This is a genomic window from Pseudomonas acericola (SeqCode), from assembly GCF_053456465.1.
In genome coordinates this window covers 670,907-688,607 of the sequence record NZ_JBRFJB010000004.1, presented here as the reverse complement: position 1 = coordinate 688,607, position 17,701 = coordinate 670,907, and the positions used below count along the sequence as shown (strand labels likewise).

Below are 17,701 nucleotides of genomic sequence, written 5' to 3'. Positions count from 1 at the left end.
GCCCGTCTACACTCGAAACATTCCCCGTGCCATAACGAGACCGTTATGCCCAGATTGCCGACTGTGTTGCTGCTGTCGCTGCTGACCTGGACCGCAACGGCTGGCGCGTTGACTCTTACCGACGATGAGCGTGGCTGGCTGGCGGACCATCAGGAGCTGCGGCTGGGGGTGGATGCGTCATGGCCACCCTTCGAATACCGCGATGAAAATGGCCACTACCAAGGCCTGGCCGCAGACTACGTGCGCCTGATCCAGGACCGCCTGGGCGTGCGGGTCAAGCTGATCGAACCGGCCAGCTGGAGCGCTGTGCTCGAACAGGCCCGGAACAATCAGCTCGATTTGCTGCCCGGCATCATGTCCACCCCAGAGCGCCAGAGCTACATGGCGTTCACGCGCCCCTACCTGGACTTTCCCATCGTGATCCTGGCCCATGAGGGCGGCGCCAAGCCGCACAACCTCAAGGACCTCTACGGCCTGAAAATTGCCGTGGTGGAGAATTACGCGCCCCATGAACTGCTGCGCACCCACCACCCCGACCTCAACCTGGTGGCCATGCCGAATGTCAGTTCGACCCTGCAAGCACTGGCCACCGACGAAGTGGATGCCGTGGTCGGCGACCTCGCCTCCAGCGTCTGGAGCCTGCGCCAACTGAAGCTCGATGGCTTGTACGTCAGTGGCGAAACCCCCTACCGCTACCAACTGGCAATGGGCGTGCCCCGGGACAACAAAATGCTGGTCGGCATCCTCGATAAAGTCCTCGCCGACCTCAGCCCGCAAGAAACCGACGCCATCCAGCAACACTGGGTGGGCAGCATTACCGATCACCGTGAATTCTGGACTGACCTGCTGACCTACGGCTTGCCCGCGGTATTGCTGCTGAGCACCGTATTGGCCATCGTCATCCGCATCAATCGCCGGCTCAGCTCGGAAATATCCCGCCGCGTCGCGCTAGAGCAAGAACTGCGCAGCAGCGAATACCACTATCGCGGCCTGGTGGAGAGCCTGTCCGCCATCGCGTGGGAAGCCAGCGTTGTCGACTTCACCTACAGCTACGTGTCACCCCACGCCGAGGAGCTGCTGGGCTACCCCCGCGCACACTGGCTGATCCCCGGTTTCTGGCGCAACATCATTCACCCAGCCGACCTGACACGCGCCGAAACCTACTGCCTGCGCGAAACCCGCGCCAACCGCGACCACAGCATTGATTACCGCGTCATCACCGCCGATGGCCACTGCTTGTGGGTGCGCGATATTGTCAGCCTGATAGAACACGGCCATGAGCCGGTACTGCGCGGCTTGATGATCGACATCAGCGAAGCCAAACGCACTGAGGAAGCCCTGCAACTGTCCGAGCAAAAGTTTGCCTCGGTGTTTCAGCAATGCCCGGACATATTGATAATCGCCCGACTGTCCGATGGCTGCCTGCTGGAAGTGAACAAGGCATTCGAGGACCAGGTTGGCCTGAGCGCCGAAGAGGTGGTGGGCAAAACCGGCACGGCATTGAACATCTGGGGGACCGAGGGTACCGGCCCTGATCTGCTGCAAAGGGTGCAGACCTCCAGTATCCGCAACCTGGAGATGCCCTTTCGGCGCAGCAACGGCCAAGCCTTTACCGGCCTGATTTCCGCCGAACCGTTCCAACTCGACACCATCGAAGCCATCGTCGTGGTGGTGCGCGACATCTCCCAGCTCAAGGAAACCCAGCAACAGCTGCAAACCTCCGAAGAAAAATTCGCCAAGGCGTTCCATGCCTCACCCGACGGCCTGCTATTGAGCCGCCAGAGTGACGGCCTGTTGATCGAAGTAAACGATGGCTTCAGCCGTATTACCGGTTTCAACAGTGCCGCATCCCTTGACCAATCAGCCTTGGACCTGGGCATCTGGGTCGACCTGAACGAACGCAAACACATGCTGGAACTGATGCATCGTGACGGTTTTGTTCGCGACTTCATCTGCCATATCCGCCGCAGCGACGGGCAGATCCGGCTCTGCGAGTTGTCCAGCCGGCCACTGCCCATCGGCGATGACGACTGCATGCTCACCATCGCCCGCGACATCACCGAACGCCAACTGATGCAGGAGAAGCTGCAACAAGCCGCCACGGTCTTCGAAAGCACCGCCGAAGGCGTGCTGATCACCGACACCCGGCAGAACATCAGCGCCGTCAACCGCGCCTTCAGCGAGATCACCGGCTACAGCGAGGCCGAAGCCCTGGGCCACACCCCGCGCCTGCTCGCGTCCGGGCTACACGACAGCGCGTTCTATGCCGCGATGTGGCATCAACTGACTGCCCAAGGCCATTGGCAGGGCGAGATTTCCAACCGCCGCAAGAATGGCGAGGTTTACCCGAGCTGGCTGACGATCAGCGCCGTGCGCAACCGCGAGCTGTTGATCACGCACTTTGTTGCCGTGTTTGCCGACATCTCCAGCCTCAAGCTGGCCCAGGCGCGCCTCGACTACCAGGCCCACCACGACCCCCTGACCGGCCTGCCCAACCGCACCCTGTTCGAAAACCGACTGCAGGCCGCCCTCAACGGCCATCAAGAAACCGGCAAGCAAGGCGCCGTGCTGTTTCTCGACCTGGACCGTTTCAAACACATCAATGACAGCCTCGGCCACCCCATCGGCGACCTCTTGCTCAAAGACATCGCCGTGCGCCTCAAGGAGCAACTGCGCGACATCGACACCGTCGCCCGCCTCGGTGGCGATGAATTCATCATCCTGCTGCCAGGCCTGCAACACGCCACCGACGCCGACTACCTCGCGAACAAGCTGCTGGCGTGCTTCACCCCACCGTTCCAGGCCGGTGAACACGAGTTCTTTATCAGCGCCAGTATCGGCACCAGCCTCTACCCCCAGGACGGCACCGACGTGGCCACCCTGGTGAAGAACGCCGACGCCGCGATGTACCGCTCCAAGGCCAAGGGCCGCAACCGGGTCGAGAGCTACACCCGCGACCTCACCGCCCAAGCCAACGAGCGCGTGGCCCTGGAGCACGAACTGCGCCGCGCCATCGAACGCGACGAACTGAGCCTGTACTACCAGCCAAAACTCAGCCTGGAGACGCAAGAACTGATCGGCGCAGAAGCCCTCATCCGCTGGCACCACCCGACCTTCGGCGATGTGCCCCCCGAGCACTTCATTGCCCTGGCCGAAGAAAACGGCATGATCCTGCAGATTGGCGACTGGGTACTCGAACAAGCCTGCCGACAAATGCACGCCTGGAATCGCACCTTCGACGATTTCGGCACACTCTCGGTCAACCTTGCCGGCGCGCAACTGCGCCACCCCAACCTGTTGTCACGCATCGAACAACTGCTGCACGACTACCGCCTCGAACCCGGCTGCCTGCAATTGGAGATCACCGAAAACTTCATCATGAGCCAGGCCGAAGAAGCGCTGGCAGTCCTGCACCAACTCAAGCAACTGGGCGTACAACTGGCGATTGACGACTTTGGCACCGGCTATTCATCCCTCAGTTACCTCAAGCGCCTGCCGCTGGACTTCCTGAAAATCGACCAATCCTTCGTCCGCGGCCTGCCCGACGACCCCCACGACGCCGCCATCGTGCGCGCCATCATCGCCCTGGGCCACAGCATGCAATTCACCATCATCGCCGAAGGCGTGGAAAACCCCGCGCAACAGGCATTCCTTGCCGCAGAAGGCTGCGAACAGATGCAAGGCTACATCGTCAGCCTGCCCCTGCCGCCGGAGCTTTTTGCCGCGAGCTTTCTTCGTATGAGCCTTGAGGATTTTTCGGATAGCACAGCAGAGAAACCATCGCTATAATCCGCGACCTGTTAAGGGCCTATAGCTCAGTTGGTCAGAGCAGAGGACTCATAATCCTTTGGTCCACGGTTCAAGTCCGTGTGGGCCCACCAACTCCAAAGCCGCGCATTGCGCGGCTTTCGCGTTTCTGGCGCAATAGTTTCTCGGCCCACCCCGCCGAATAAAACACCGAAAGTGCCCAAAAAGCGTCCACACTCTCAGCGCCAACTCACTGGAGCCACCCCTTGCCCGCCCTAGATGAAATCGACCGCCAACTGATCGCCGCCCTGCAGATCAACGCGCGCGAAAGCGTGGCCATGCTCGCCCGGCAGTTGGGCATCGCGCGCACCACGGTGACCTCGCGCCTGGCGCGCCTGGAAAAAACCCAGGTCATCACCGGTTACGGTGTACGCCTGGGCCAACGGGTCGCCGATGGCGGTTTGCAAGCGTATGTCGGGATCACAGTGCAACCGCGCTCAGGCAAGGAAGTGCTGCGCCGACTGAGTGCGATGGCCCAGGTCCAGCAGTTGTGCGCCGTGAGTGGCGAGTTCGATTACGTGGCGTGGCTGCGCACCGATTCGCCGGAGCAGCTTGACCAGTTGCTGGACCAGATCGGCAGCGTCGATGGCGTGGAGAAAACCACCACCTCGATCATCCTCAGCAACAAATTGGATCGCGGACAGCCAGTCTGACCGCCAACTTCGTCACTTTGACTAAAAACAGTTCAATACGACGACACATTGCGTCTTATTAACGCAAGCTACGCTCCCTAAACTGGCTGCCATCTTTTCCTATACTCAGCGGGACGTGCCCCGCCGAGTCGCCAGCCAGGTCAGCCATGAACCCATTCAATAAAAACAATCGCCACCCTGCAGACGGTAAAAAACCCATCACCATCTTTGGCCCGGATTTCCCCTTCGCCTTTGATGACTGGATCGAACACCCCGCCGGCCTGGGCAGCATTCCCGCCGCCCAGCATGGCGCTGAAGTGGCGATTGTCGGTGCGGGCATCGCCGGCCTGGTGGCCGCCTACGAGCTGATGAAGCTCGGCCTCAAACCCGTGGTGTACGAAGCCTCGAAAATGGGCGGGCGCTTGCGCTCCCAGGCATTTGAAGGCGCCGAAGGCATCATCGCCGAGCTGGGTGGAATGCGCTTCCCGGTGTCGTCCACCGCGTTCTACCACTACGTGGACAAGCTCGGGCTGGAAACCAAACCGTTCCCCAACCCGTTGACCCCAGCCTCCGGTAGCACCGTGATCGACCTGGAAGGCCAGACCCATTACGCACAAAAGCTGTCGGATTTGCCGGTGCTGTTCCAGGAAGTTGCCGACGCCTGGGCCGATGCCCTGGAAGCCGGCTCGCAGTTCGGTGACATCCAGCAAGCCATCCGCGACCGTGATGTGCCGCGCCTCAAGGAGCTGTGGAACAAGCTCGTGCCGTTGTGGGACGACCGCACCTTCTACGATTTCGTCGCCACCTCCAAGGCGTTTGCCAAGCTGTCATTCCTGCACCGCGAAGTCTTCGGCCAGGTCGGCTTTGGCACCGGCGGCTGGGACTCGGATTTCCCCAACTCCATGCTGGAAATCTTCCGCGTGGTCATGACCAACTGCGACGACCACCAGCACCTCGTGGTCGGTGGCGTGGCACAAGTGCCCATGGGCATCTGGCGCCATGTGCCAGAACGTTGCGCCCACTGGCCGGCCGGCACCAGCCTCAGTTCGTTGCACCGTGGCGCACCTCGGGCCGGGGTGAAGCGCATTGCCCACGCTGACGGTGGCCGTTTCGCCGTCACCGACAACTACGGCGATACCCGCGAATACGCCGCCGTGCTGACCACCTGCCAAAGCTGGCTGCTGACCACCCAGATCGAATGCGACGAAAGCCTGTTCTCGCAAAAAATGTGGATGGCCCTGGACCGCACCCGCTACATGCAATCGTCGAAAACCTTCGTAATGGTCGACCGCCCATTCTGGAAAGACAAAGACCCGGAAACCGGCCGCGACCTGATGAGCATGACCCTCACCGACCGCCTGACCCGTGGCACCTACCTGTTCGACAACGGCGACGACAAGCCGGGCGTGATATGCCTGTCTTACTCGTGGATGAGCGACGCGCTGAAAATGCTCCCGCAGCCTATCGACAAGCGCGTGAAGCTGGCCCTCGACGCCCTGAAAAAGATCTACCCGAAAGTCGATATCAAGGCGCGCATCATCGGCGACCCGATTACCGTATCCTGGGAAGCCGACCCGCACTTCCTCGGGGCCTTCAAAGGCGCGCTGCCCGGTCACTATCGCTATAACCAGCGTATGTATGCGCACTTCATGCAGAAGGACATGCCCGCCGAACAGCGTGGGATTTTTATCGCCGGTGACGACGTTTCCTGGACCCCGGCCTGGGTGGAAGGCGCCGTGCAAACGTCGCTGAACGCCGTGTGGGGCATCATGACCCACTTCGGCGGCAGCACTCACCCGGAGAACCCGGGGCCGGGCGATGTATTCGACGAAATCGGCCCGATCGCCCTGGCCGAGTAAGGAGCCGAACCATGCGTGTCGCCCTGTACCAATGCCCGCCGCTACCGCTGGACGTGGCCGGTAACCTCAAGCGCCTGCATCAGTTGGCGCATGAAGCCTCCGGCGCCGATGTGCTGGTGCTGCCGGAGATGTTCCTCAGCGGCTACAACATCGGCGCCGAAGCGGTTGGCGCCTTGGCCGAGGCGGCAGATGGCCCCTCCGCGCAGACGATTGCCGAACTGGCGCAAAGCGCGGGCCTGGCGATTGTGTATGGCTACCCGGAGCGCGCTGAAGACGGGCAGATCTACAACGCCGTGCAGTTGATCGACGCCCACGGCCAGCGTCTGTGCAACTACCGCAAGACCCATCTGTTTGGCGACCTTGATCATTCGATGTTCAGCGCCGGAGGCGACGACTTGCCGCTGGTGGAGCTCAACGGCTGGAAGCTGGGAATGCTGATCTGCTACGACCTGGAGTTCCCGGAAAACACCCGGCGCCTGGCCTTGGCCGGTGCCGAGCTGATCCTGGTGCCCACGGCGAACATGGTGCCGTTCGACTTCGTCGCCGATGTCACCGTGCGGGCGCGGGCCTTCGAGAACCAGTGCTACGTGGCCTACGCCAATTACTGCGGGCACGAAGGCGAGATCCACTACTGCGGGCAAAGCAGCATCGCCGCGCCGGATGGCCAGCGCATTGCCCAGGCGGGGCTGGATGAAGCCTTGATCATCGGCACCCTGGAGCGCCAATCGATCCTCGATGCCCGCGCCGCCAACCACTATCTGCACGACCGCCGCCCCGAACTGTACGGCGCGCTGCACAAGCCCTGACCCATTGGGTTTGCTAGCATAGGCACTTCCTACGTTTCGGAAGTGCCCATGCCTGCGCCGGCCCACCCCCTTGATCGTCAACTGACCCTCGCCAATGGCTTGCGGGTTACCCTGCTCCATGCGCCACGCTTGAAGCGCTGTGCCGCAGCCTTACAGGTGGCTGCCGGTAGCCATGACGTGCCGCTGGCTTGGCCGGGACTGGCGCATTTTCTTGAACACCTGTTGTTTCTCGGCACCGAGCGTTTTCCTACCAGCGAAGGGTTGATGACTTACGTGCAACGCCACGGTGGCCAGGTCAATGCCAGCACCCGCGAGCGCACTACCGACTTCTTCTTTGAGCTGCCGGTAGCAACCTTTGCCGATGGGCTGGAACGCTTGGCGGACATGCTGGCCCACCCGCGCCTGGCGCTGGACGATCAACTGCGCGAGCGCGAAGTGCTGCATGCGGAGTTCGTCGCCTGGTCTCAAGATGCCAAGGCACAGCAACAGGTGGCGTTGTTCGAAGGGCTGGCGGCGGATCATCCACTGCGGGGCTTTCATGCGGGCAACCGCGATAGTCTGCCGGTGGAGCGTGACGCATTTCAGCAGGCCTTGCGGGAATTTCATCAGCAGTTTTACCAGAGCGGGCAGATGAGCCTGCGTCTTGCCGGGCCGCAGCCGTTGGACGAACTGGAGGCCATGGCACGGCGGTTCGGCGAGCAGCTGTCTACAGGCCCGTTGCACCCTCAAGCCGCGCCGCCGGCATTGATGGCCGGCCTAGCCCAGGGCTATCAGTACAAAGCAGACAATCACCTGCATCAGGTCATCACTTGCCATGCGCCCCACGCGGCGCTCGAGTTCCTTTGCACCTGGCTTAACGCTTCGGCGCCGGGCGGGCTGTTGGCCGAGCTGCAAACCCGGCAACTGGCCACTGACTTACAGGCGACGGTGCTGTATCACTTCGCCGGACAAGCGCTGCTCGATATCGACTTTACGCTCGGCGTACAAGGTGAACAGGCGACACTGATTGAATCCTTGTTGCACGACTGGCTGAGCTTTTTCGCACACAGCGATTGGACTTCACTGAGAGAAGAGTTCGCCCTGCTCGCCGCTCGCCAGCAACAGACCCGCGGCGCCCTGGCCTCGGCTCAACACGCAAGCGAAGACTTGTCGGAACAGGCCATCGCCGCTCTCAAAGCCATGTTCGACACCCTGCACCTGCCGGCCTCCCGACACACATGGCAACTGCCACCCAACAATCCCTTCCTGCGCCCGCCGCTCAAGGAAGAGCGCGCCGGCCTGATTCGCGGCCAGACCAGCGCTCACCGGGGTTTGCGCACGTTCGCCCAGGATCGTTCGCGGGGGCGCCGGGAGGTTTCGGCACTGACGTTCAGCCAAGCGCTGGCGGATGACACCGATGAAGCAGCGCTGTACCTGCACTGGCGCTTTGCTCCCTCAGGCCTGGAAAGCGCCTTGCAGCCATTGCGTGAGAATGCTCGCCAGGCGGGCATCGAAGTGTCGTTTGAAACCGTCGGCAATGACTGGCTGGTGAAACTGGTCGGGCTACCCGACCCCATGCCCGCAGTGCTGGACGCGTTGGCGCACAGCCTGAATCAGACGCAACAGGCACCCTGCGCGCCCACGCCAATGATCGCCATCCGCGAATTGCTTAAGGCGTTGCCCGCTTTCTGTACCGCCAACACGCCCGAAAACACCGAGGCAACCTGGGCCAGCGCACAGTGGCAAGGCCTGGGGCTGGGGTTTTCCGCCACATCTGAAGCGGCGATCAAAGCCGCAGCGGCCCGCCTGCCTGGGCACCCAACAAATCTCCAACAGGTCCCGGCAACCCTCGGCGGCCAGCGTGTCTGGCACGAGATACAAACCGATTCCAACGAAGCCGCCTTGCTGCTGTTTTGCCCGGCACCCAGCCAATCCTTGGCGGATGAGGCTGCGTGGCGCCTGCTTGGGCATATGCTCCAGGGCCCGTTTTACCAACGCCTGCGGGTAGAACTGCAAATCGGCTACGCGGTATTCAGCGGCGTCCGACAGATCAACGGGCAAACCGGCCTGCTGTTTGGCGTGCAATCCCCCAGCGTGTCCCTCGATGGGATCGTCGAACACCTGCAATCCTTCCTCATACAATTGCCGGCACGCATCAGCAGCAGCGAAGACCTCGGTAACCTGGCCCTGGCCCAACAGTTTTCAACTGAGACGCTACCCCTTGCCCAGGCCGCCGAACTGCTCTGGAACGCGCGTTTGGCGGAGCATCCGGAGGATTATCTGGAACGCCTTCAACAATCAATCCAGAGCCTTACGCGTGAACAGATGCTGCACGCCGCCGAGCAATTGATCGACGCCACAGGAGGCTGGCGCTGTATCGCCAACGGCCCAATCATCCAGGGCCAATGGCAGTCTCCAGGCTGATCATTGCCAACCCTGCAACAGGCTTTTTCCTCCGAGACAGCGCTAACTTGAACAGATCTGAGTATTATTCCTACGCACACAGCTGAACATCTCCGATTGGAGGTGGACTATATATATTACTTGGTAGTGAAAGTCCCATCCCTTGGTAGGAGTAAGAATATGACCTGGTCCAAACCTGCTTACACTGATCTGCGTATCGGTTTCGAAGTCACCATGTACTTCGCCAGCCGTTAATCTGCTGGGTAATACAACGCCTCGGCCCGCCCGGGGCGTTTTTGTTTTGAGCTTTGCTTGGGAGCTACCATGTTTGTCCAGATTCTAGGTTCCGCCGCCGGCGGTGGTTTCCCCCAGTGGAACTGCAACTGCGTGAACTGCGCGGGTTTTCGTGATGGCAGCCTGCGGGCCCAGGCGCGCACCCAGTCGTCCATCGCGATCTCCGACGATGGCGTGAATTGGGTGCTGTGCAACGCCTCGCCGGATATTCGTGCGCAACTGCAAGGCTTTGCGCCGATGCAACCGGGCCGCGCCCTACGCGATACCGGCATCAGCGCGATCATCCTGATGGACAGCCAGATCGACCACACCACCGGCCTGCTGAGCCTGCGCGAAGGTTGCCCGCACCAGGTGTGGTGCACCGACATGGTCCATGAAGACCTCAGCACCGGCTTCCCGCTGTTCACCATGCTCACCCACTGGAACGGCGGCCTGGCCTGGAACCGCATCGAGCTGGACACCAGCTTCACCGTCCCGGCCTGCCCCAACCTGCGTTTCACCCCGCTGCCCTTGCGCAGCGCCGCCCCGCCCTACTCGCCGCACCGCTTCGACCCGCACCCAGGCGACAACATCGGCCTGATCGTCGAAGACCTGCGCACCGGCGGCAAGCTGTTCTACGCCCCTGGCCTGGGCAAAGTCGACGCGCCGTTGCTGGAGATCATGGCCGGCAGCGACTGCCTGCTGGTGGACGGCACGATGTGGGATGACGATGAAATGCAGCGCCGTGGCGTCGGCACCCGCACCGGGCGCGAGATGGGCCACCTGGCGCAAAACGGCCCCGGTGGCATGCTCGAAGTGCTGGAGCAGTTGCCCGAGCAGCGCAAAGTACTTATCCACATCAACAACACCAACCCGATCCTCGATGAAGACTCCCCCGAGCGAGCCGAACTGGTGCGGCGCAATGTCGAAGTGGCTTACGACGGCATGAGCATTGAATTGTAGGAGCGATCGAAATGACTAACACGCCGTTGACCACCGCTGAATTCGAAGCCGCCCTGCGGGCCAAGGGCGCCTTCTACCATATCCATCACCCGTATCACGTGGCGATGTACGAAGGCCGCGCCAGCCGCGAGCAGATCCAGGGCTGGGTCGCCAACCGCTTCTACTACCAGGTGAACATCCCCCTGAAAGACGCCGCGATCCTGGCCAACTGCCCAGATCGCGAGATCCGCCGCGAGTGGATCCAGCGTTTGCTCGACCATGACGGCGCCCCCGGTGAAGACGGCGGTATTGAGGCCTGGCTGCGCTTGGGCCAGGCCGTTGGCCTCGACCCCGACCAACTGCGCTCGCAGGAATTAGTACTGCCGGGCGTGCGATTCGCGGTCGATGCCTACGTCAACTTCGCCCGTCGCGCCAGCTGGCAAGAAGCCGCCAGCAGCTCGCTGACCGAACTGTTCGCGCCGCAGATCCACCAGTCGCGCCTCGACAGCTGGCCGCAGCATTACCCGTGGATCGACCCCACCGGCTACGAATATTTCCGCACCCGCCTGGGCCAGGCCCGGCGCGATGTGGAGCACGGCTTGGCGATCACCCTGCAGCACTACACCACCCGTGAAGGCCAGGAACGCATGCTGGAAATTCTCCAGTTCAAACTGGATATTTTGTGGAGCATGCTGGACGCCATGAGCATGGCCTACGAACTGAAACGCCCGCCTTATCACAGCGTGACCGACCAACGGGTGTGGCATAAAGGGATCGCCCTATGAGCTTTGACCGCAGCAAGAAACCGACCTGGCGCCAAGGCTATCGCTACCAGTACGAACCCGCGCAAAAGGGCCATGTGCTGCTCTACCCCGAAGGCATGATCAAGCTCAACGACAGCGCCGCGCTGATCGGCGGCTTGATCGACGGCGAGCGCAATGTGGCGGCGATCATCGCCGAGCTGGATAAGCAGTTCCCCGGCGTGCCTGAGCTGGGCGACGACATCGAGCAATTCATGGAGGTCGCCCGTGCTGAGCACTGGATCACCCTTGCCTGAAAAACCGCCGATTGGCCTGCCGTTGTGGCTGCTCGCCGAGCTGACCTACCGCTGCCCGTTGCAGTGCCCGTATTGCTCCAACCCGCTGGATTTTGCCGAGCAGGGCAAGGAACTGAGCACCGAACAGTGGTTCAAGGTGTTTCGCGAAGCGCGGGAAATGGGCGCCGCGCAGTTGGGGTTCTCCGGCGGTGAACCGCTGGTGCGCCAGGACCTCGCCGAGCTGATCGCCGAGGCGCGCAAACTGGGGTTCTACACCAACCTGATCACCTCCGGCATCGGCCTTACCGAGCAGAAGATCAGCGACTTCAAGAAGGCCGGCCTGGACCATATCCAGATCAGCTTCCAGGCCAGCGACGAGCAAGTGAACAACCTGCTGGCCGGCTCGAAAAAAGCCTTCGCGCAAAAACTCGAAATGGCCCGCGCGGTAAAAGCCCACGGCTACCCGATGGTGCTGAACTTCGTCACCCATCGGCACAATATTGACAAGATCGACCGCATCATCGAGCTGTGCATCGCGCTGGAAGCGGACTTTGTCGAACTCGCCACCTGCCAGTTCTACGGCTGGGCGCAGCTCAACCGTGTCGGGTTATTGCCAACCCAGGAACAGCTGGTGCGCGCCGAACGCATCACCAACGAATACCGCGCCAAACTGGAAGCCGAAGGCCACCCGTGCAAGCTGATTTTCGTGACCCCGGACTACTACGAGGAACGCCCGAAAGCCTGCATGAATGGCTGGGGCAGTATCTTTCTGACCGTCACGCCGGACGGCACTGCCCTGCCCTGTCACGGCGCCCGACAAATGCCGGTGCAATTTCCCAATGTGCGCGAGCACAGCATGCAGCACATCTGGTACGACTCGTTCGGTTTCAACCGCTTTCGCGGCTACGACTGGATGCCCGAGCCGTGCCGTTCATGCGATGAAAAGGAAAAAGACTTCGGCGGCTGTCGTTGCCAGGCCTTCATGCTCACGGGGGACGCGAGCAATGCCGACCCGGTGTGCAGCAAGTCCGAGCAGCACGGCATCATCCTAAAGGCGCGGGAAGAAGCCGAACACGCCACTCAGACCATCGAGCAACTGGCCTTTCGCAATGAGCGCAACTCACGGCTCATCGCCAAAGGCTGACGGCCTCAGCGCTTGGCGATGATGTACACCGCGTGAATGATGCCCGGGAAATAACCGCACAAGGTAAGCAGAATATTCAGCCAGAACGCACCGGCGAAACCCACTTGCAGGAACACACCCAGTGGCGGCAGCAGAATGGCGATGATGATACGAATGATGTCCATGGGTTCAGCTCCAGAAAATCGGCTCGTGTGAGCCGTGTAGCTAATCGACCTTGGGGGTTCGTGAGGGTTCAGTGGGATCTGGCATAGCGCCACCTTTAACGACGCAGACAAAAAAACGCCCCCAACCAAAAGAATCAGGCCGGAGGCGCCGCGTATACCGCGAGACGGTTCAGGAAATAAGGGTTAAACAGCGATGCCCTTGCGGCATTGCAGTTGCGCGGTGCGCACGCGGGAGAAGGCGCGCGCCAGGCGCAGGAGCATTTCGTCGATGTTGCTTTTGCTGACCGTCAGCGCCGGGGTGAAGCGCAGGCAGTTGGCTTGCGGCGCGTTGAGGATCAAGCCTTCGTGCAGCGCAGCTTTTACCACCGCATCCGCAGAATCATCCGACAAGGTCAGGCCCCACATCAGGCCGTGGCCGCGCAGTTGGCCGTGGTCGTAGCGGTAAGCCAGGCGGGCGAGGCCTTCGCCCAGGTGCAGGCCGGCTTCGCGCACATGCTCTAGAAAGCCGTGTTCCAACACGGTATCGAGTACGGCCACACCGGCCGACGCCATCAGCGCATTGCCGTGATGGGTGCCTTCCAGCTCACCCACTTCGAAGCAACAGGCTTTGCCCCGCGCCAGCAGCGCCGCCAATGGAACGCCGCCGCCGAGGCCTTTGCCGAGGGTGATGATGTCGGCGCGCACGCCGTATTGCTGTTCGGCGAGCAAGGTGCCGCAGCGGCCGAGGCCGGTTTGCACTTCGTCGAGGATCAGCAGGATGCCCAGCTCGCGGCACAGGCGCTCGACGCCTTTGAGATAGTGCTCGGTCGCGGGAATCACGCCGGCTTCGCCCTGGATCGGTTCGAGCATGATCGCGACGGTTTGCGCATCCACAGCGGTGTGCAGGGCTGGCAAATCGTTGAAGGGCACGTGGCTGAAACCCGGCAATTGCGGTTCGAAGCGGTTGCCAGCGGCGCCCGCCGAAGCGGCCATCGCGGCGAAGCTGCGCCCATGGCAACCGGCGCTGGCGCTGATGATCCGATAGGCGCCGCCGCGATGCAGCTGACCCCATTTGCGCGCCAGCTTGATCGCCGCTTCGCAGGCTTCCGCGCCGCTGTTGAGCAGGTAAGCCTGGTCGCTGCCGGTGCGGTGGCACAGGCGCTCGGCCAAATTGAGTTGGGCGCGGTTATACAGGCCATTGCCCGGGTTGATCAGCGCCTGGCTCTGGTCGGCCAGGGCTTTGATCAACACCTGCGGGCTATGGCCGAGGCTGTTGGCGGCGTTGCCCTGGCTGAAATCCAGGTAGGCACGGTCCTCACTGTCCCACAGCCAAGAACCCTGGCCGCGTACGAAAACTTGCGGCGGCCGCGCCACGGTGGGCATCAGGGAATCTCCCGACGGCGATTCGTCCAGAATCAGGTCATCCAGGCTCGGCGCAGGGCGACGCATATTGAACAGGTTCACACCTCACCCCCGATAACAACCGGACCTTGGTCGGTACACCCAGCCACTACGGCCATGAGGTTTATTGCCTTGCCTATGTAAACGCTATCTGAATAAACGCTGTTCATTGCCCGATCTGGCCCTGTAAGCCCTGCGAATAGGCGCTAGACTAGGCGTCTCGGGGGCCAACAGCCATTTCGATTTTCCAGCTTTTTCGATAAGTAAGTCTTATGGATTTCAAGCAACTGCGTTATTTCGTCGCGGTGTATGAGGAAGGCCACGTCGGCCGTGCCGCAGAGCGTCTGTCGATCTCCCAACCGGCGCTGTCCCAGCAGATCCGCCACCTGGAGCAGAACCTCGATGTGAGCCTGTTCGAACGCAGCAGCAAACGCCTGTTGCCGACCCTGGCCGCCCACACGCTGTACAACCACGCGTTGCCGCTGATCGATGGCATGCAGCAAGCCGTCGAGGCCTTGCGCAACTTCAAGGGCCAGGCGATGCGCACCTTGGCCATCGGCGTGCTGCAAACCGTGCACACCAGCCTGGTCCCGCAAATGCTCGAACGTGTGCGCAAGGCCCAGCCCCATCTGGTGGTGCAGATCTACGAATTGACCGGGCTGGAGATCGAGCGGCGGCTGCTCAATGGTTCGCTGGACATCGGCATCAGCTACCTGCCGCCCCGCCAGCCGGGACTGCACGGCGCGCTGCTGTACGAAGATGAGTTGAAGGTAGTCATCCCCGAGGATCACCCGCTGCGGGAATTCAAGAAAGTCTCGCTGAAACAGGCGGCCGAGTTGCCAATGTTGTTGCTGGGGGAAGAGTTTCAGGTCCGGCAGATCTGGCAGGGCCAGTTGGCCAACCTCGGGCGGCGCCCGCAGGTGCAGGCCGAGCTGAACACCATGGTGGGGATTCTCGACAGCCTGCCCCACACCCAACTGGCGACGGTGCTACCAGGGCGTTCCCAGGACGAACACAACAGCAAAGCGTTGCTGTGGAAACCCTTGAGCGAACCCAGGGTGCCGTTGAAAGTGGGCTTGGTGTGCCGCGATGCGCAGCGCCAGCAGGCGACGGTAGCGCTGTTGCGCACCTTACTCGAAGACGTGATGAATGCCCCGCAGGCAGGCGCCTGACTTTTTCGCGGGCAAAAGAAAACCCCGCCGAAGCGGGGCTTTGCAGACTGTTTCCCTGACATCCATTTCACTCCGCCGTCCTGGCAGAATCCTACGTGTCCGTGTTGTTGCTTTGCGCTTCCTGCGCGACGTCCATGTGAAGTAGATTATCTGTGGATCCAATTTGGCGATAGAGGACGAATAGCAGCACGTCATGTAAGAGAATGCTTACACGCCCTCCAAGCCCTTAGAACAGTGCTTCATCCAGCAAAAACAGTGATTCGCTACCGGCTTTTACCGACGCACTCAGCGACTGGATGCGCGGCAGCAGGCGCGCAAAGTAGAAGCGCGCCGTGCCCAGCTTGCTGGCGTAGAAGTCTTCCTCGGCCTCTTTGCCCAGCGCCGCCTTGGCCATACGTGCCCACATGTAGGCGTAGGCCATGTATCCAAACGCATGCAAATACTCCACGGAGGCCGCGCCGATTTCATTCGGGTTGGTCTTCGCGCGGTCCAGCACCCAGGCGGTCAATTCGTCGAGGTTGTCCACCGCCGCGCTCAGCGGCTTGGTGAATTCGGCCAACTCGGCGCCTGTCGATGCGATGAACTGGCGGATCTCGTCGGCGAACAAGGTGTAGAACGCACCGCCGCTGCCCACGATCTTGCGGCCCATCAAGTCCAGCGCCTGGATGCCGTTGGTGCCTTCGTAGATCTGGGTGATGCGCACATCACGCACCAGTTGCTCCTGGCCCCACTCGCGGATGTAGCCGTGGCCGCCAAACACTTGCTGGCCGAGCACCGTGGTTTCCAGGCCGAGGTCGCTCAAGAACGCCTTCGCGACGGGTGTCAGCAGCGCCACCAGGTTATCCGCACGTTCGCGGGCTGCCGGGTCTTCGCTGAACTTGGCGATGTCCAGTTGCGTCGCCACATAAGTGGAGAATGCACGGCCGCCTTCGTTCGCCGCCTTCATGGTCAGCAGCATGCGACGCACGTCCGGGTGGACGATGATCGGGTCCGCCACTTTGTCCTTGGCCTGGGCACCGGTCGGCGCACGGCTTTGCAGGCGGTCACGCGCGTATTCAATCGCGTTCTGATACGAGCGCTCACCCGACGCCAGGCCCTGGATGCCAACGCCCAGACGCTCGTAGTTCATCATGGTGAACATCGCTGCCAGGCCGCGGTTCGGCTCGCCCACCAGGTAACCCACGGCGCCATCGAAGTTCATCACACAGGTCGCAGACGCCTGGATGCCCATCTTGTGTTCGATCGAGCCACAGCTCACCAGGTTACGTGCGCCCAGGCTGCCATCGGCATTGACCATGAACTTGGGTACGAGGAACAACGAAATGCCCTTGGGACCGGCCGGCGCATCCGGCAGCTTGGCCAGCACCAGGTGGATGATGTTGTCGGTCAGGTCGTGCTCGCCACCGGTGATAAAGATCTTGGTGCCGCTGATGGTGTAGGAACCGTCCGCCTGCGGCTCGGCCTTGGTGCGAATAATCCCCAGGTCCGTACCGGCATGGGCTTCGGTCAGGCACATGGAGCCGGCCCACTCGCCGGAGTACATTTTCGGCAGGTAGATGGCCTTGAGTTCTTCACTGGCGTGAGTGTTGATCGACACACAGGCGCCAGACGTCAGCATAGGGTACAGGCCAAACGCCAGGCTCGACGAGTTGATCATCTCCTCGACCTGGGCCGAGACCGCCTTGGGCATGCCCATGCCGCCGAACACCGGGTCACCGCCTACACCGACCCAACCGCCTTGCGCGTAGGTTTTGTAGGCCTGTGGATAACCGTCCGGGGTAAACACCGCCGTGTCTTCCCAACGGCAGCCCTGCTCATCGCCGCCACGGCTGAGGGGGGCAATGGATTTGGCGGTGACTTTGCCGGCTTCTTCGAGGATGGCCTCTACGGTTTCGGCGTCAACGGTGTCTGCCAATGCCGGCAATTGGGCCCAAGTGGTGGCGACCTCAAAGACTTCATTGAGGACGAAGCGCATATCACGCAGCGGCGCTTTGTAATCAGCCATGGCAAACCTCGTGAGAACGTGAAAAGTAATTCGGTAAGTGTCGGTTTTACAGGCTCCGAGTGTACCCGAACAACTTTTCAGACACATAGGGTCCACTTA

14 protein-coding genes and 1 tRNA gene are annotated in these 17,701 nt (G+C 61.6%); 12 read left to right on the top strand and 3 right to left on the bottom strand.

Translation table 11 applies throughout. The features are described from left to right. Window positions 1–45 precede the first annotated feature (45 nt). The 11 genes from ACU688_RS19415 (at window position 46) to pqqE (ending at window position 12,881) form a co-directional block, all read left to right on the top strand. Complete coding sequence (locus ACU688_RS19415; RefSeq protein WP_448185992.1) at window positions 46–3,789, top strand: EAL domain-containing protein; 3,744 nt, start codon at window positions 46–48, stop codon at window positions 3,787–3,789. A 15-nt stretch (window positions 3,790–3,804) separates the two neighbouring features. Then, a tRNA-Ile gene (locus tag ACU688_RS19410) sits at window positions 3,805–3,881 on the top strand. Window positions 3,882–4,013: 132 nt separating this feature from the next. Beyond that, complete coding sequence (locus tag ACU688_RS19405; protein WP_207045088.1) at window positions 4,014–4,460, top strand: Lrp/AsnC family transcriptional regulator; 447 nt, start codon at window positions 4,014–4,016, stop codon at window positions 4,458–4,460. Between the two features lie 146 nt (window positions 4,461–4,606). Further along, entirely contained in the window at window positions 4,607–6,298 is a 1,692-nt protein-coding gene (locus ACU688_RS19400) for a flavin monoamine oxidase family protein (RefSeq protein WP_448185991.1), read from the top strand. Between the two features lie 11 nt (window positions 6,299–6,309). Then, window positions 6,310–7,104: a carbon-nitrogen hydrolase family protein gene (locus tag ACU688_RS19395; RefSeq protein ID WP_448185990.1), complete on the top strand. Its 795-nt coding sequence runs from the start codon at window positions 6,310–6,312 to the stop codon at window positions 7,102–7,104. A gap of 48 nt (window positions 7,105–7,152) precedes the next feature. Then, complete coding sequence (gene pqqF, locus ACU688_RS19390) at window positions 7,153–9,507, top strand: pyrroloquinoline quinone biosynthesis protein PqqF (RefSeq protein WP_448185989.1); 2,355 nt, start codon at window positions 7,153–7,155, stop codon at window positions 9,505–9,507. 159 nt (window positions 9,508–9,666) lie between these two features. Then, complete coding sequence (gene pqqA / locus ACU688_RS19385) at window positions 9,667–9,741, top strand: pyrroloquinoline quinone precursor peptide PqqA (protein WP_003194766.1); 75 nt, start codon at window positions 9,667–9,669, stop codon at window positions 9,739–9,741. A gap of 69 nt (window positions 9,742–9,810) precedes the next feature. Continuing rightward, window positions 9,811–10,722 carry a pyrroloquinoline quinone biosynthesis protein PqqB gene (pqqB, locus tag ACU688_RS19380; protein ID WP_122513965.1) on the top strand — a complete coding sequence of 304 codons (912 nt, stop codon included), beginning with the start codon at window positions 9,811–9,813 and terminating at the stop codon, window positions 10,720–10,722. A gap of 11 nt (window positions 10,723–10,733) precedes the next feature. Beyond that, window positions 10,734–11,486, top strand: coding sequence for a pyrroloquinoline-quinone synthase PqqC (gene pqqC / locus ACU688_RS19375; protein ID WP_448185988.1), 753 nt, complete (start codon window positions 10,734–10,736; stop codon window positions 11,484–11,486). Further along, window positions 11,483–11,758 (top strand): pyrroloquinoline quinone biosynthesis peptide chaperone PqqD, encoded by a 276-nt coding sequence (gene pqqD / locus ACU688_RS19370; RefSeq protein ID WP_448185987.1) that lies wholly within the window; start codon window positions 11,483–11,485, stop codon window positions 11,756–11,758. The genes pqqC and pqqD overlap by 4 nt, the downstream gene beginning before the upstream one ends. Then, a complete protein-coding gene (gene pqqE / locus ACU688_RS19365) occupies window positions 11,751–12,881 on the top strand; it encodes a pyrroloquinoline quinone biosynthesis protein PqqE (RefSeq protein WP_017739526.1) in 1,131 nt (376 codons plus the stop codon). The genes pqqD and pqqE overlap by 8 nt, the downstream gene beginning before the upstream one ends. A 5-nt stretch (window positions 12,882–12,886) precedes the next feature. On the opposite strand, the gene ACU688_RS19360 is transcribed toward pqqE, so the two are convergent. Together ACU688_RS19360 and ACU688_RS19355 are read right to left on the bottom strand one after the other, a co-directional pair. After that, window positions 12,887–13,045, bottom strand: coding sequence for a YqaE/Pmp3 family membrane protein (locus tag ACU688_RS19360; RefSeq protein ID WP_010207008.1), 159 nt, complete (start codon window positions 13,043–13,045; stop codon window positions 12,887–12,889). Window positions 13,046–13,228: 183 nt separating this feature from the next. Further along, complete coding sequence (locus tag ACU688_RS19355) at window positions 13,229–14,488, bottom strand: aspartate aminotransferase family protein (RefSeq protein ID WP_448185986.1); 1,260 nt, start codon at window positions 14,486–14,488, stop codon at window positions 13,229–13,231. Window positions 14,489–14,697: 209 nt separating this feature from the next. Between ACU688_RS19355 and ACU688_RS19350 the strand changes: the two genes are divergently transcribed. Next, window positions 14,698–15,597, top strand: coding sequence for a LysR family transcriptional regulator (locus ACU688_RS19350; RefSeq protein WP_448185985.1), 900 nt, complete (start codon window positions 14,698–14,700; stop codon window positions 15,595–15,597). Between the two features lie 226 nt (window positions 15,598–15,823). On the opposite strand, the gene ACU688_RS19345 is transcribed toward ACU688_RS19350, so the two are convergent. Beyond that, entirely contained in the window at window positions 15,824–17,602 is a 1,779-nt protein-coding gene (locus tag ACU688_RS19345) for an acyl-CoA dehydrogenase C-terminal domain-containing protein (RefSeq protein WP_448185984.1), read from the bottom strand. Between the last annotated feature and the right edge of the window lie 99 nt (window positions 17,603–17,701).